Here is a 15454-nt window from a genome sequence, read left to right on the forward strand (position 1 = left end):
GCGGAGATCGGCAACTATCTGAATCACCAAGGTCTTATTATGGGTGTCTGGTTAGTGCGATCGGAGTCATGATGCGAAAGGGGGCGGTGCTTCTGTGAGGGCGGAAACCGACAACTATCTGAATCACTGAGGTCTTATTATGGGTGTCTGGTTAGTGCGGCTAACGACGTTAAGACGCCCCCGAAAGGGGGCGTTTTTTTGTTTATGTCGGTGAGCAGCCGTTAATAGGCCACTTCGTGCTGGCCGACTTCGACTCGTTTGGGGGCTTTGCCCAGGTACTTCCAGCGCCAGTAGTACAGCAGGTAGGCCAGGTTGACGGCAAAGCTGAAGGCGGCCACGGCCAACATCAGGCCGTCGGTTCGGGGCGTGGCGACGGTGTGGACCTCGACAAAGGTTTTGAAGGAGAAACCGTACATCATAAAGATCGACAGGGTGAAGATCCGCGCCTGCATCCAGGTGCCTTTCTTAATGAAAATCGCCGGCAGGGTGGCGGCGGCGAGTACGGCGATCTGGATGGAGGTCAGATCCGGGAAGCTCAGGTAGACAAAGGTGATGTTCCACATGTCGTACACCAGAATGAAGCTCAGAGTCATGCCGGGCCACAGCACGTCTTTCTCTTTGGAGTCATCGGGGTTGATGCCGGCCCAGCGAGTGACCGCCAGAACACAGAAAATCCCCGCCAAGCCATTGAGGATGTTGGGAAGGTGACCGATGGAGAAGTCCTGTCCCACGGCCTCGAGAATGTTGATAATGAACAGCGCGGCGATGGTAAAGCGAACCCAGTTTTTTCGGAACATCTGGGTGCAGGACATCAGAATGAAGAACAGGCCATGAACGATGGGCGAGTACAGTTTGGCCCATTTAAACCAGGCGTCGATGCCCGAGTCCAGCCAGTAGGGCAGCAGTGCCACCGGGGCGACGGCGAACAGCGCAATCATAAACAGCTTGGACTTTCGGGCCAGTTCGTACACCAGAATGCTGCCGATAAAGAAGCTGATCAGGTGCACCCAGGAGGCCAGCGCATAGTGCTTGGTCATGTTGACCTCGCCCCCTTCAACGGTGAGACGCATGGTATCGGCATCCACTAAGCGAATGGGCTGATCGATGAATTCCTGAATTGCATCACCGGGTTGGGTATGGATAAACAAGGCACCGTCTTGCATCGACCACCGTTTCTGGTCGATGACGTTACGGTCGGAGTTTTGCAGCTCCACTTGCACTCGACCATCATTGAAAAAATCGAGCAGATACAGGCCGTCACCCGAGCCCACCGGACCCTCGGTGATGATCTGCCAGCGGCCCATGGTGAATGGGGCCTCGGTATCGGTTGCGGTAGGAGCAGGCTGGCCGGCAGATCCGATGCCTGGAAGCATCATCAACGCGGCCAGCAACAGCGAGCCTAGAAGTCGTTTCATCATTACATCTCCGTTGTATTGTGAAAGCGGCGCCACTGTTGTAGTTGTTTGGCTGCCTGGGAATCGTCCCGTGCGCCAAAAATAGAGCTTATACTCTAAATTTGTAACGCAACACTGATCTTTGGCAAGAGTCATGTCGATAAATTAGACGCGCATGAGAGAGGAGTAAAGATGTTTAATTTATGTTTATTAGTGATTTAGTCTTGCTGTCGTGACTGATTGAGGGTAGGTGACCGAGTGAATTTCGGTCACCAGAATCGGTTAGCCCACTTCGGTGTTGACGCGGGATTGTTCGGCCTGGCGGCGCTGCTTGACGTAGGCTTTGACCTTGTCGCGATAGCGTTTTTCTACCTGCTCGAAGGTGAGGTAGGAGCCGGCCAGTGTCAGCAGCACAATCAGGGTATTGAGCAGCAACGATGGCGGGCCGGTGAGCACGGCTTCGGCCGGGATGAGCGCGGCGATGACGTTGTTGAACACCAGAATGATCAGGTAGTGCAGCATGTAAATCGAGTAGGACCACTGGCCCACCAGTCTCAGTGGCTGGCTGTTCAGCACCTGGCCCAACGTCCCATTGGCCGGGTTGGCAAATACCAGTATCGACAGGGTAAAGATGCCGATTGCCGTCAGGCTCAGGTAGATGTGCTCCTCGGCCACGGTCACGATGGCGACGGTGGCGATGGCCAGCAACCATTCCAGTTTGCCTATATGGTGGCTGATCCAGCGATGGGTGGCCTCAAAGGCGTTGAGGCGGAACACCCACACCCCCAGGTAGAAGGCCCCCAGACAACGAATAACGCCATAGTCGTAGGTGATGTCGAGGTTTGGCCGCCCCTGCGACAGGATAAAGCCATAACAGACCAGGCTGATGACAGGCGGCACCCACAGGCCTTTGTGGCGATCGATGGTGATCAGAAAACCGTAAAACGCCATGTAGGCAAAAAACTCGGCGCCGATACTCCAACTGGGAGTGTTCCAGCTCAGGGCGTCGTTGGCGCCGGCGGCCTGCAGCAACAGCAGGTTAGTTAAGATGGTGTACAGCTCGTCTCCCTGATACAGATCGGTGTTGCCATAGCCAAACATGAACAGCCCCTGTTTCAGCACAAAATAGCCGATGCAGGCGACCAGCATAAACAGATGCAACGGGTAAATGCGCCCCAGGCGCAATTGAATGTAAGGTTTGAAGGTCAGAGTACGGCCAATCTTTTCGCTGTAGGAAAAGGCCATCACGAAACCGGACAGGACGAAGAAGAAATCCACAAACAGGTAGCTGTTGTGGAGAAACTGGAGGGGCTCGGTGCCGAAGTGATACGGCGAATGGAACAGCACCACCAGGCAGGCGGCAACGCCTCGCAATGACTCCAGTTTGTAGTACATGGTTGGCGTATCCTTAGCATCAGTACGTCAGCCTGCCGGAACGTTCTAAGGGCAGTTTGACGCAGGTTGAGTGATACCACTGACGCCTAAACAGGGTCAGAGAGGGAGACTGACGTACTGAAACAACTCGACATTCTTTGGTGAAACCAAGGGGTTGAGTATAGCACAGCGTGGTTAGCGGCTATCTTCGGTTCTCGTGCTAGCCGGCGGCGCTTCGGGGAGAATCCAGCCCCTGAGGGTTTGAGGCTGATGTTGTTGTTGCCAGCGCAATTGGTTGGCCCAGGCCAGGAACGGTCTTACCCAGGTCAGCGAGCCAAATTGCCTTAGCACATGCTGGCTAATGAGGGCGATATCGGCATCGTATTCCCGCAATTCAAACCAGTCGTAACCGATGGCCACCTGATCCCAGCGGGTACTGAGGCCCTCGCCTTTGAGATCGTGAGCCATCATCGCCGGTGGGAGAAAAGTGCGCTGACTGAGCGTTTGAGCGGCGCAGGGCAGCAACCGAGGGTCTAATGGATACCCCAGATCCCGGGCTGTCAGCAAAAACCCAATGTCCATATGGCCATGGTTCAGATCCTCTGAGCGCCGGGGGCGGGTCGGGTTCAGGGCGTAATCCCACTCGCAACTGCCATCCTGGTGATAGCGGACGCCAGCCTCAAAAAACGCCAGGATCTGAGACACCTTTTTTTGGAGCTGAGGGTCGGGCTGCCACCGGTTGACCCGCGCCATGGCGCTGGCCTGGGTCAATTGATGGTTATAGGGCAGCGGGTTGGCGTACAGCCCGGAATCTCCCATGGCGCGATTGTCTGTATTGACGTAAAAGTAGGCGCCGCCGATGGTCGAGTTTTTACTGGTGCTGAAGCTGCTGTCGTGGCTGTCGATGATGATTTTAGCCTGACTGAGGTAATGATCAGCCCGCGACTGATGCGGCAATTCAGAGTTGGATTTGATGTGGTCTGCCAATCGGGTTATGGCATTGAGAATCTGGCCGTCGCTGAGCACTTCGATGCGCCAGCCGCTGTGGGGCCGTCGCCAGCCGGGGGCCGCGGTTTCTGGCTGGTTGAGGTAGTACTTGGGGGCCGAGGCATAAGGTTGTGCAGCCAGATCTAACCGACTCTGTTGCCAGCGTTGTTGATCGGTGTGGCCGAGCATGTGATCCGCCAACTCTATCGCATAATCCAGATAGCGGCCGTCGCCAAAGGTTTGGTGCATGGTGATGTAGGCGCGCAGCCAGTAGTACCCCTGCCAGGCCAGCTTGGCCTCGTCATTGCCGTTGTTCTCTGCGAGCAGTGGTCGAGATGTGTCAAAGCTTTGAGCGAACGCCTCGTCCCATTGTTGCTGGCTGCCAATTAAGGGCGCCGGCGCCGGTGGCATTGCCATCCCCAGTTGCCATGACACATTGCCCATCAGGCTGGCGGTTTTAGGGGCGGTACCGGCCGATTGCTTGAGTTGGCACAGGTGGTCAAAACTGTAGCTGCGGGAGGAGGGGATGTCATTGATGTCGATGAGGGCCAGAGCCTGCAGGGTGGCGTGGCTGAATAGGTTGCCGCTGCGCATTACTTCCTGCCATTGGACTTTGCCTTCGAGTATCGCCGGGTGCTTGAGCTGACGCTGCTGGATACCGTCGGACAGGGTCAATAAGCCAGGTTCGATGCGAAGCTCAATGTAGCGGATGGCGTCAGCGGATAACGGTATTGCCAGGTCGAGTTGTTGGCCGTGCCAGCGGCTCGATAGTCCCTCTTGAGTCAGTGCCAGATGGCTGTCGCTGCCGGGATCGCTCAGTAAAAACAGTGGCGTAGTCAGTTGTACCTTGGCCACCCAGGCCACCAGAGTAAACGCGCCCTTTGGCGACCAGGCAGGCAGGCTCAGGTAGGCGTCGACGCCATCGAATCTGGCTGCTGTTGAGGCAGGAGTCCCTGACTTCTTGGCCTGAGGGCAGGCGAATGCCGGTGCACAGAGAAACAGCAGTAACGCCAGCAGTAGCCGCTGTGTGGTTGGCCTACAGCATGGCGGTGATCGATGCGGCATCAACAGGATCCCATGTGGCATAAACGGGGCGACGATGGGCAAGCTTAGTTAAGGCGTGCGCAAAGCTCAAATGACCGACGGCATTAAGGGGGTTCCAACAAGGAAGGCCCCGCTTTAACGGGCAGGGCCTTGTGGGGATCAACGCCGGTTTCGGCCTACCAGAAATGCCAGTTCGGCGGCGTTTTTTACCCCCATTTTTTTCAGTAAGTTATGTCGGTGGATCTCCACGGTGCGCTGGGCGATGAACAGTTTATCGCAGATCTCTTTGTTGGTTGTGCCCTCGACGACCAGTTGCATTAGTTGGCGCTCTCGCTCGGTCAGCTGGGCGACTCTGGCCTCCCAGTCCTCAGCCTGACTGTCTTCCTGCTGTCGCTCCTGCGAGGCCTTGAGGCCACGCTCAATCAGTGGCAGTAGCCGATCGCCGTCCACCGGTTTTTCCAGGAAATCCAGGGCGCCGGCCTTCAGTGCGGTAACCGCCCGGGGGACATTGGCGTGGCCGGTGAGAATGATCACCGACAGCAGGCTGCCGCGCCGGTTGAGTTCCTGTTGCAAGGCGAGGCCATCCAGACCGGGCATCTCAATATCCAGGATTGCGACCCCGGTTTGATCCGGCTCTACCGCGTCGAGAAAGGCCGTGGCACTGTCGAAGCCGGTGGCACTCTTCCCCTTGGCTTCCAGCATCCACTGCAGGGATTCCCTGACGTCGTTGTCGTCATCAACAAGGAAGATGGCGTTCATGGTGTACTCCTCAGGGGAAAATGGCAGACAAGCGCCAGGCCGGGTTGTTGACCTTGAGCTTCGATGCGGCCGTTGTGCTCTTCGACAATGCGTTTGCAGATGGTCATGCCCAGTCCCAGCCCGTCAGGTTTGTCGCTCTCAAACGGCAGAAACAGTCGGGCCAGCTTGGCGTCGCTGAGTCCGGGGCCCCGGTCGCGTACCGACAGGAACAGCTCGTCGCCGGAGTGGGTGAGGCCGATCTCCAGCCGCCGCTGCGCCTCCGGCAGACTCAGCATCGCCTCCATGCCGTTGCGCATCAGATTGACCAGCACCTGTTGCAGCAGGGTGGGGTCGCCGGTAATCACCCCCGCCGATACCGGTTTCTTAAGCTCAATCTGGCAGCGGTTATGGCGGCAGTCCGGGGCCATCAGCGCCAGGGTTTCCTTAACCAGAGCGGAGAGTTCAACCGGTTCCTGCTGACTGGTTCGGGCGCAGAACTCCCGCAGTTTGCGGATGATATCCCGGGCACGGTCGGTCTGATCGGCGATGCGATCCAGCCCCTGATTGAGTGCGCCCCTGTCCAGGCTCTCTGACTCCAGCCGGTACTGGCACCCCTGAGTCAGGTAGCGAATGCTAGCCAGTGGCTGGTTCAGTTCATGGGCGATGCCGGAAGCCATCTCGCCGGTCAGCAGTACCCGCTGGGCTTTGTAAAACCCGCGCTGTTGTTGCTCCAGATCCTCTTGAGTCTGGCGGTGGTCGGCCATCTCCTGCTGCAGTTGGGCTGTACGCCGGGTCACCATGGCCCTGACCCTCAGGTGGTGGACATACCCCAGTATCAGCAGGGACGCCAGCCCCAGCAAGTAGGGCGTTATCTCGGGCCAGAGTTCGCGCCAGTCTGCATTGAAGGGCCACAGGCGGATCTCCTTGAGCAGGGCATACACATGGCTGTCATCCACCGGCACGGTCCAGCCCTCGTAGCGGCCAATGTTCGCGGCTGGGCTGCCGGGTTCCAGATCGAGCAGCAGCCGGGCAACCTGCCGCGCCAGACGGTTGCTGGTATGGCCCATCTTAGAGAGGGATGAGTAGGGGTAGAGCCGGGTACTGCTGACGCAGGGCCCGGCTACATCGAGGGGCAGGGCCACGGCCAGCTTGCCTTTCGGCAACTGACCACTGCTTTCCATTCGCTCCAGCAGGCAGGTGGGCACTATGGCGGCATCGGCGTTGCCGCTGGCGACCTGGTGCAGCAGCTTGGACTGGGGGAAACCGACAAACTTCAGGAAGGGAAAATCACTCAGGGGGTGCAGCCCCTGTTGATCCAGTTCCCGCCAGAAAGCGATAAAGCCGCCAAACGCCTGCTGACTGACCGACACCAGACGCTGCGAGCGCAGCGATTGCAGGTTGTCCATCTGGTGGCCCTGGCGGGTGACAATCGCCGACCCGACCGCAAAGGCCGGATCTCGTCCGCCCAGAGGCTTCAGGCTCAGTAACTGGCTGGAGCCATAACCCTGTTTGAGCTGCAGGGATTTGACGGCGTTGCCAATAAAGAAATCAAAGGACTGGTGCTGCACCAAACGATCTACCTGGTGGGGCCGCAGTGCCAGCAGAACCAGCTTGTGCTCATCCAAGTGGGCATTGAGGTAGTCCACTGTCGGTTGCCAGCGTTGGCGCACCTTATCCGGTGCGTCAAACGCCAATACTGCCATGCGCACCGGCTCGCGGCTCATGGCCTGGGGGGCAGCCAGTAACAGGGCAAAACAAACAAGGGTTATCAATCGGGTAGTCACGGTGTCTCGCAGCAGATTGTCGACAGGCACAGTGTAGTTGCAGCAAGCGGGAGTGAGTGTGAGTTGGCTCACCTTAAGGGCCGGCATACGGAAAACCACTATATCGACTCCGGGGGGGCTTTGGTGAACTGTTATCAGGCAAAGGGCGCTGGCTCCAGCTGTGATTGCAGGGGGAGCGACCGGACCTGGTAGGGACGCCGGCAAGCCGTTTTAAGCACAGTCAATTTGCAAACAGATAACTAAATGACCTAAGCCCGGGCCCGCTGGCCCGCAGAGGATGAGTGATGAAACTAGCACCAGTTACACTAGGATTGCTGGCCGGTCTGGCCAGTGTAGGCGTTCAGGCGAGCGAACTGCAGTTCTACGGCCGTATCGACTACTCGGTCACCAACAGTGACTCCGGCTCCGCGACGCACGATGGCAAGTCCGGCACCATTTTGGAGAACAACTTTACCCGTGTGGGGATTCGCGGCGAGGTGCCCATCAATGATGCCCTGGCGTTCTTCTACCGTGCCGAAGTCGGCCTTAATGGTGATGACCAGGACGGCAAGACCGTCTCTTCCCGCCCCACCTATGCGGGCTTGAAGCACGACACCTTCGGTTCCGTGGCGTTTGGTCGCATCGACCCGGTATTCAAGATGTCCAAGGGCTTTGCCGATGCCTTTGACAACTACAGCCTCAAGCATGACCGCCTGTTTGCCGGAGACAAGCGCCATGGCGACTCTCTGGAGTACCGCACCGCCAAGTTCAGCGGCTTGCAGCTTGGAGTAAGCTATCTGCTGGAGGATGACTACTACAGTGAGGATGATCTCCGTAAGGACAATGGTAACTACCAGTTGGCGCTGACCTACGGTGACAAGCAGTTCCGCCACAGCAACCTCTACCTGGCCGCCGCCTACAGCGATGGCATCGAGGATGTTGAAGCCGCCCGTATCGTCGCTCACTACAAGCTGAACGACTGGACCTTTGGTACCATCATGCAGCAGTCCGAGTTGGTGAACCCCAATGCTGCCGACTATCAGGATCGCGATGGTTTTGGCTTTATCGTCAGTACCACTTACCAGATGGGCGGCTGGAAACTGAAAGCCCAATACGGTGAAGATGACTCCGGCACCGGTAAAATTGCTGGCCGGGTGTACGGCAAGCTGGGTGATCAAGTTGGCGACGTACCGACCGTCAGCCAGTGGGCCCTGGGCGCCGAGTACCGTTTCACCAAGCAGCTGAGATTCCACACCGAGTTGGGTCAGTTCACCGTGGATGAATACAGCGAGTTCGACGACACCATCACCAGCGTCGGTCTGCGTTACGACTTCTAAGCCTGTAAAGCGTCACTCCTGAAGGCCCCTGCCGACTCCTGCGGCGGGGGCTTTTTTGTCTGTAAGCGCCACATACCGGTCATTAGGGGGGCACTACAGTCCAGGGAATGGTGTGAAATTGAACCGCCTTGCTATAACGACATACCATTTACAATTGACCAATGATACGGCATCAAGTCTCGCAACGGCTTAAAGCAAAGCTCATTCTGCTCATTCGACACAGCCGCCAAAACATCACCTCCCCAATGGACCAACCTTTCTTGGCAGATACCACAAGGTGACAAAATTAGGAATGTACTAGATTCGTCTTCACGACATAGGCACAACGAATGCGTTACCGATTCCTGCAATTTATGAGCTTCAAGGTACGCGCCGACTTCCATGCACACTGACAAAGCATCGTTCTTAACGTCCGGTGCAACACTCGTCAGAATGCGGCCCGTGTCTGTGCGCACAGCAGCGGCTCCACCAAATCCGGTTGGGTATCTACGCTCAATCAACTCTACTGCGGCCTCGTACAACTCTTGTTCTACGTTCATATCCTTCCCAGACCATTTATACGCCAAATCACCGCCTGTCACCTGGACTCCCTTGCCGAACATCTGCATGCAGCAGCAGTGACTTACATTCGGAGCTTATCGCAAAGTATCAGTGTATTAAGGTGTGTTCAACGGTCTTTGCAAATAGGCAAAACGTAGCGAGTATTAAAGAGTCAAAGCAGGCACTCGGCATGCCAGGCTGGCTCGGCCCTAGGGCTCCGACCGCCACATTGCGGTCATTGGCTTTGGCGTAATGTAAAATGGGGCAGCTTCATCCACTATCTGCGCACCTTGTTTCATTTATTCACTACTCTGGTGACTACTTAATCTATACTGACCAGGAACAAGTGAACCAATAGCAAGTATTACGACAGTAAAGAGTAAAAATCTAAGTTCGCCATCTTGAATAGTCTCATCAAATAATTGCATGCAAAAAATTATCATTACAGCACAATAAAAAGTGACAAATCCGCGGCGGCGTGTGAATTCATGTAAGGTATTACACTTGGTGCATCTACACTTTGTTTCGACAAATGAAGTCAAAAACCAACGTAAAGACAGTTTTTTTGAACATTTTTGGCAGCGCGGTAACATTAACTCACTCCTTGCATTCGATAAATATAACGCCACAACTCTGTGGTGCATAGCGGTTGGCTATACTCTGCGAGGAACGAGCAACATACAGCCAAACCCGTTGCTTTGATCCTGACTGATCCTGACCCGTTTGCAGTGGCTTGTTATCAGTCATTTTCTATAACTAGTGAAACACCAGATTCGTACTTTTGATTAAACCAAATCAACTTATCTATGGGTACATTATGGAAAATGAGCCGTTTATTTGTTTCCCATTCGATTCTAAATTCATTTGGGGTACCTCTTATTCCTAGCAATCCGCGATACACTTCACCAGTTTCTATATTCTCAATCAACACACCACTTTCTGTGGATGAGAAAGCACCACAATCTGATGAGCCGTACTTAGCTATCAATTTGCCGTTTGGAGATATAACTTCATCGATTTCTTCGTGTTCACACAAATCGGGAAAATCAACTTCAAAGTAAGAAATAGCAAGTCCGCACACCTTTACGGTTAGCCAAAGGTAAAATATCGTAGCTCCAAAGTTTACAAGGAAACGGCTAATTATCTTTTTCATGTACCGCGATTCCTCATACGATGGATAAAAGTATATTAGTGTGAATTCCGCATAGCTGGGTGAAAGTGAAAATTCGTACTAACACTGGCGAACATGAGAACACGTTAGCAAGCTAATCTCACTTAATCAATGACTTAACTCGGCATTTTCGCTGTTCCTATAGTGAAACTGAGAGTTCATGTCCACAGTCATCTGCGTACAGGCTCAATGAACGAGTGTGGCGCCTGAAGCGAGCTATCACGGGAGCATGCCTCAGGGGTTGGAGGAGCAGCCTGGTTGACAGGCAGCGCACGCCACATTGCAGTCGTTCAGGAGGTTGGGGTGTAACGCCGCGTTAAGTAGTGAGCAACGCAGCCACGAAACTTAACCAGACCACCGTAAACACTAAACCCAACGATGAAATGAAAAATGCCATGCGTTGGGAATCTGTCTTAAACGCTTTGTTATAGCGATTTAGCCACAACACTTCTTGTTCTTTTTTCCTGAACCACAGTAACACTGATCGTTTCTTCCAGTGTACTTTTTAGCGAGAGACAAGATAGCTGGATAAAGTACCGATGCTCTCATTTGGAACTGATTCAGATCAGATTGAGCAACAATACCTTGATTATCCATACGTAATTTGTCTTGCTCAACTTCTATAGCAATGTACTCAGATAATGATTGGTCACTTATCAAAGGCACAAATTTTGTCGGAAGAAAGTTATGCTTAACGAGAGTTTCGACCGAACTGTCAGGAGCAAACTTCAATAGCCCCGTCCTATATTCATTCGGTGTTACGCAGACTAATGAATTGTCAGGCATTTTGACGACAGCATGAGCTGTCATTTTGATTGAAATATTCCCTAAACACGAAAAAACCCAGCCAAATTGCACACTACCGCCATATTTTTCAATGTAAGCAGTGACATTGTTTAGACAATTAAGTGGCTTGGCACTCGGTTCGGGTTGAACAGGAATCATCTTTAAATCTTCGACACCTAGTTTATCTAGCAAATTATTACTTAATTCTGATAACTCAAAATACTGCAATTCTGTACTCCTAACTCAACAATCGCTATAACAGTGTATTAGTGCGAATTCGCACTAAGCCCGAAATCCACACCTCAGCAATTGGTTTACTCTACTCTATTTTCTCACATACAAACAATAGGTTAGCTAAGAGTTGCCGAAATTTTCAACTGGCAATTGGTGTGGAAAGTGCGCATGAATACATAGTGGGGTCTACATAAACACAGTTAGCTAAAAATTTTTCTTCCCTAATCAAATGGATACCAGGTGGTTGTAGGTAAAAGTGAGAATTTTTACCGGTGAAAGTGCGCATTCGTAGTTACTGACGTTTTGGGTATGGAGCCAATGACTGCAATTGGCGCCAAAGCGGCCATTCATCCTGTGGGCTGAGGTGACTTAAGGTGATGTTGGCACAGGGGGAGAAACAAAGAACCTCCCCAGTGCCGAACATAGGGGAGGCTGGGTGACGGCAAGAGTTGTGGTCTAGTGACGGCTTAAACGCTCAAACCCCGAGCTGTAGACTCGCCTGCCATTCTCATCCAGTACCCAGACGCCCTCCAGGTAATTGAGCTTTTCGGCCAGGGCTTTTGCCCGGTCCAGGGGCATCAGGAACAGGGTGGTGGAGAGCACATCGGCGTAGATGTGGTTGTTTGAGAGCACCACAGAGGTGGCCACGCCGCCCTGTTTGGGATAGAGGGTGGTGGGGTCGATGATGTGGTGGTACTCCTTGCCACCCACTTCAAAGTATTTGAGGTAGTTGCCGCTGGTGACCACGGTAAGGTTTTCGCCGGTCACCACCTCGGTGTAACGCGTTTCCATCTGATCACAGCCCGGCAATTGGAAGTCGTGCTTACGGCATACCGGGTTCTCGATGGCGGTCACAAAGGGGCGGCCCTCGGGGTGACGGCCGTAGTGGCGGATGTTGCCGCCGGCGTTGATCACCACAGAGCGCATGCCTCGCTGCTTGAGTTGATCCAGCACCTTTTCCACCATCCAGCCTTTAGCGATGCCGCCAAGATCCAGGCTCATCCCCTCTGCCATGGTGATGCTGTGATTGGCCGCATTCAGATGAATATTGTTGATGCGGGTGTGGGTGGCGGCGGCCTTGAGCGCTTCGTTTGAGGGCAATGAACAGTCGTCGGGGCCCGCCCCCTGTTGGTTGCATTGAAACCGATGCTGTCGCCACAATTGCACCACGGGGCCGATGGCGATGTTGAAGTAGCCTCCGGAGAGGCGATGCCACTCCACTCCGGTCTGAATCAGCTCGAACAGCTCGGGGTCAACCCTATGGGTGGCGGTGGGATCCAGGTTGATGGATTTGATGTTCACTAGGCCTGGATAGGTGTCGTAGTCAGAGGCCAGTTGGTGGTAGTGCTCAATCAGCCTCAGCGATTCGCACAGTGCCAATGCCGCATCTTCGCCGCCATCATCCAGTACCTCGACGCTGATGGAGGTGCCGAAGTAGTCCAGGGTGTAGAGCACACTGCGGTTTGGCTCTGACTGAATCAGCCCGTGCTGCTGGCAAAAGGCGGAGTCCGCGCTGCTGTTTGCGGCATTAGCCCAGGTGACATGGCCTGGTAGCAAAAGGGCCAGAATCAGTAACCGGACGAGGCGGAGGGTCGATGAATGCATGCTGGGCCTCAGGGTAGAGTGAATAACGCCGAAGCCCGGAGGCGGGCTTCGGCAGGGGGGTTATTGGTAGCTACGGACGACCTGATCGGTACGCATCTCTTTGTAGAGGAGATCGGCCTGTTTCAAATAGGTATTCCAAGAGGCGGATCGCTTGGTGAAGCCGGTTTGAGCGTAACTGCCGGTATCGCCGGTAGCGGGCAGATCGTTGATGTCGAAGATGGAGCCGCCGCTTTTCACATGTTCATTCAAAGCGTCGAACATCACGTTGAAGCCAATACGGGCCGGCTCAACGTAGTTCACCGAGTCGTACTTGGATTGGCGGTAGTGCTTCTTCAGTGAGGCATCGCGAATCTCCTGTTTGGAGTCGGCGAAAATCTCGTCGTAATACACGTCGACAATCTCTTTGCTGTCGGTGTCCACCACGAAGCGCAGCAGCGAAGTGACGCCGGTCCAACGGCCCTTGGCGTCGGTCAGGCGCTCGGCGTTTTGGTACATCTTCAGGTGGGTGCCTTCACCCTCGATGCGATGATGGATCTTTGCGGTCAGTGGCACCATCGACTGCTGAATGGAGTTGGATGCGCCGGCGACGATGTCCAGCCCCTGATACTTGAGGCGGTTGGGCTGGTTCAGTTTGTTGGCCAGCTTGGGGTCGTAGTCCGGGTTGGCTTCAAAGATCAGTTGGTCTTTTTCCACCATCAGTTTTTCCATGGTCAGAGCGGATTGCACCCAGGCGGTGCCCTTCTTCTTGCCCATGGAGAAGTTGTACTCGGACATCCGTTTGGGCACGTCCTGATAGAGGCGGGTGTAGTAGTTGGGGCGGCCGCTCTCATTGAACTCAGCCAGAATCACATCGCTGGGGTTACTGCTGTCCAGCACGATGGTCATGCTGCCCATGTGCCCTTGGCGAAAGCGGGCTTCCTCGTAGTAGTAATCCCCCTTGAGCAGGCCCAGCTTGGGTTGAATGGACCATTTGAGCTTGAACTCGTCACTTTTGCCCTCAGAGGAGCCTACGGGCTGGTATTCAGGCGTGGCCCCATTGGTGCGGGGCAGGCTGTTAATCGCCTGAAGGATGCCGTTGGAGGAGAAGGTGGAACCGGACACCGCATCAATGCCTTCGTGGCCATTGTTGCTGACAATCTTCGGGAACAGGCGCTCGGCGTTGAGATAGAGCGATTCGGTCTCTTTGTGGGACTGGGTGGTGATCTGCTGGATCTTGCCCTGATCAACCTGCACCTGCAGGGTGATGTTGCTCTTCTTGCCCTTACCGGAAACCTCATGGGTGCCGTCGACGTATTTGCCCTGTGGGCCCTGGCTGGCGCAGCCGGAAATGGCCAGGGCAACCAGAGTTGCGGCGGGAAGTGCGTAGCGGCGTGTCTTGTTATGTGCTGCCATCGATGGCTCCTAACTCGTTTGTAACTCGTTGACCGGGTCGGAGTTGACCTTTGACTAGCAGACTAATTAATTGCTTCTGGGGGCAATATAGTGGTTTTCCGTAGCGTCAGGATAAAGGTGACCGGCTTCACATTGGCGCCAGTAAAGGCTTTGCACTTCACCCATGGCCGGATACCGGCCAGCGAGGTCGTCGGAGTCAATGAAGGTGGGGCAGGGGTTGCCAATGCGGCGCCCGGGCTATGGGGTCTTGTTGCAGGAGTTGGCGTAGCAGTTGGTACAGCGGCGGGTAGGCCAGATTCAGGGCGATGGGGTCGGTGAAAAACGCTTCCATGCAGACAGCGAAGAACTCGGCCTGGTTCTCGGCGCCATAGGGGTCGATCCAGATCCTGTCCCAGGCCAGCATGGCTTCGGCTGAGCGTCTATCCAGAAGGTGCGCCTGGCTGACTTGGCGGCTTTGGTCGGCGTACGCTTGCGGGAATACCTGCAGCCAGTCGGGCTGCAGCGCTGCAGGCAGCGCCGGCAGGCCATCGGCGATGCCGCCGTTGGCCATGTCCAGCTTGTGTGCCAACTCGTGAATCACCAGGTTATAGCCATTCCATTGGCGGCTGTCGGCCAGTTTCGACAGCGACAGCAGTACCGGCCCTTGCTCCCAGGCTTCACCGGCGAGCTCCTCTCTCCCTTGATGTTCTACACCGTTGTCGTCCATGAACGGCTGGTCGGTGACAAACTCTTCAGGATAGATAAGCAGTTCGTGGAATACGCCATAGGCTTCCAGGCCCAGGTTTAGCACCGGCAGGGCCGCCATCAGGGCGATGTCGATGCAATGATCGTCGGTTAATTCGGTGCCCATGACCGGGGTAAACCGCTTGTGGTGCAAGAAGCACCAGCCCAGTTCCAGCAGCCGGGTTTGCTCATCCTGCGTTAGGCCATCGAGAATGGCCAGGGCATTCAGGTTCTGCTGCCAGCGTGCCCGCCGCTCGCTGTCGAAGCGGGCCAGTAGCCGTTGGCGGCGCCAATTGGAGAAAAAGGTAAACATGTCCACAGCTTAGCGCGGTGGTGGGGAAATGGGAATGGCAGCAGCCACGATGC

12 protein-coding genes are annotated in these 15454 nt (G+C 55.0%); 1 reads left to right on the forward strand and 11 read right to left on the reverse strand.

Annotated features, from left to right (window positions below; genetic code table 11):
- Positions 1-221 precede the first annotated feature (221 nt).
- The 5 genes from H598_RS0103235 to H598_RS23190 form a co-directional block, all read right to left on the reverse strand.
- A complete protein-coding gene (locus H598_RS0103235) occupies positions 222-1418 on the reverse strand; it encodes a DUF5692 family protein (RefSeq protein WP_028111719.1) in 1197 nt (398 codons plus the stop codon).
- 258 nt (positions 1419-1676) lie between these two features.
- Entirely contained in the window at positions 1677-2789 is a 1113-nt protein-coding gene (locus H598_RS0103240) for an acyltransferase family protein (RefSeq protein WP_028111720.1), read from the reverse strand.
- Positions 2790-2963: 174 nt separating this feature from the next.
- Positions 2964-4820, reverse strand: a complete 1857-nt coding sequence (locus tag H598_RS0103245) for a hypothetical protein (RefSeq protein ID WP_156896916.1) — start codon at positions 4818-4820, stop codon at positions 2964-2966.
- 138 nt (positions 4821-4958) lie between these two features.
- A complete protein-coding gene (locus H598_RS0103250; RefSeq protein WP_028111722.1) occupies positions 4959-5558 on the reverse strand; it encodes a response regulator transcription factor in 600 nt (199 codons plus the stop codon).
- Entirely contained in the window at positions 5555-7309 is a 1755-nt protein-coding gene (locus tag H598_RS23190) for a sensor histidine kinase (protein WP_169629204.1), read from the reverse strand. The genes H598_RS0103250 and H598_RS23190 overlap by 4 nt, the downstream gene beginning before the upstream one ends.
- A 296-nt stretch (positions 7310-7605) precedes the next feature.
- Between H598_RS23190 and H598_RS0103260 the strand changes: the two genes are divergently transcribed.
- A complete protein-coding gene (locus H598_RS0103260) occupies positions 7606-8637 on the forward strand; it encodes a porin (protein WP_035415188.1) in 1032 nt (343 codons plus the stop codon).
- A gap of 131 nt (positions 8638-8768) precedes the next feature.
- Here the strand turns inward: H598_RS0103260 and H598_RS27155 are convergent, their stop codons facing one another.
- The 6 genes from H598_RS27155 to H598_RS0103290 form a co-directional block, all read right to left on the reverse strand.
- The gene (locus H598_RS27155) at positions 8769-9245 is read right to left on the reverse strand and encodes a cytidine deaminase (RefSeq protein WP_425402344.1); all 477 of its coding nucleotides are present in this window, start codon (positions 9243-9245) and stop codon (positions 8769-8771) included.
- A 671-nt stretch (positions 9246-9916) separates the two neighbouring features.
- Positions 9917-10330, reverse strand: coding sequence for a hypothetical protein (locus tag H598_RS0103270; protein ID WP_028111725.1), 414 nt, complete (start codon positions 10328-10330; stop codon positions 9917-9919).
- Between the two features lie 453 nt (positions 10331-10783).
- Positions 10784-11362: a YecA family protein gene (locus tag H598_RS26350; protein ID WP_028111726.1), complete on the reverse strand. Its 579-nt coding sequence runs from the start codon at positions 11360-11362 to the stop codon at positions 10784-10786.
- Positions 11363-11824: 462 nt separating this feature from the next.
- Positions 11825-12973, reverse strand: a complete 1149-nt coding sequence (locus tag H598_RS23195; RefSeq protein WP_084144299.1) for an FAD:protein FMN transferase — start codon at positions 12971-12973, stop codon at positions 11825-11827.
- 60 nt (positions 12974-13033) lie between these two features.
- Complete coding sequence (locus H598_RS23200) at positions 13034-14365, reverse strand: FMN-binding protein (protein ID WP_035415191.1); 1332 nt, start codon at positions 14363-14365, stop codon at positions 13034-13036.
- Between the two features lie 196 nt (positions 14366-14561).
- On the reverse strand, positions 14562-15401 hold the full coding sequence (locus H598_RS0103290) for a M90 family metallopeptidase (protein WP_035415193.1): 840 nt from the start codon (positions 15399-15401) through the stop codon (positions 14562-14564).
- Positions 15402-15454 lie beyond the last annotated feature (53 nt).

It is taken from the genome of Ferrimonas kyonanensis DSM 18153 (assembly GCF_000425405.1).
GTDB classification, from domain to species: domain Bacteria; phylum Pseudomonadota; class Gammaproteobacteria; order Enterobacterales; family Shewanellaceae; genus Ferrimonas; species Ferrimonas kyonanensis.

Coding starts and splice junctions, on each gene's coding strand:
- H598_RS0103235 (WP_028111719.1), bottom strand. CDS start 1,418: ATGATGAAACGACTTCTAGGCTCGCTGTTGCTGGCCGCGTTGATGATG.
- H598_RS0103240 (WP_028111720.1), bottom strand. CDS start 2,789: ATGTACTACAAACTGGAGTCATTGCGAGGCGTTGCCGCCTGCCTGGTG.
- H598_RS0103245 (WP_156896916.1), bottom strand. CDS start 4,820: ATGCCGCATCGATCACCGCCATGCTGTAGGCCAACCACACAGCGGCTA.
- H598_RS0103250 (WP_028111722.1), bottom strand. CDS start 5,558: ATGAACGCCATCTTCCTTGTTGATGACGACAACGACGTCAGGGAATCC.
- H598_RS0103260 (WP_035415188.1), top strand. CDS start 7,606: ATGAAACTAGCACCAGTTACACTAGGATTGCTGGCCGGTCTGGCCAGT.
- H598_RS27155 (WP_425402344.1), bottom strand. CDS start 9,245: ATGCAGATGTTCGGCAAGGGAGTCCAGGTGACAGGCGGTGATTTGGCG.
- H598_RS0103270 (WP_028111725.1), bottom strand. CDS start 10,330: ATGAAAAAGATAATTAGCCGTTTCCTTGTAAACTTTGGAGCTACGATA.
- H598_RS23195 (WP_084144299.1), bottom strand. CDS start 12,973: ATGCATTCATCGACCCTCCGCCTCGTCCGGTTACTGATTCTGGCCCTT.
- H598_RS23200 (WP_035415191.1), bottom strand. CDS start 14,365: ATGGCAGCACATAACAAGACACGCCGCTACGCACTTCCCGCCGCAACT.
- H598_RS0103290 (WP_035415193.1), bottom strand. CDS start 15,401: ATGTTTACCTTTTTCTCCAATTGGCGCCGCCAACGGCTACTGGCCCGC.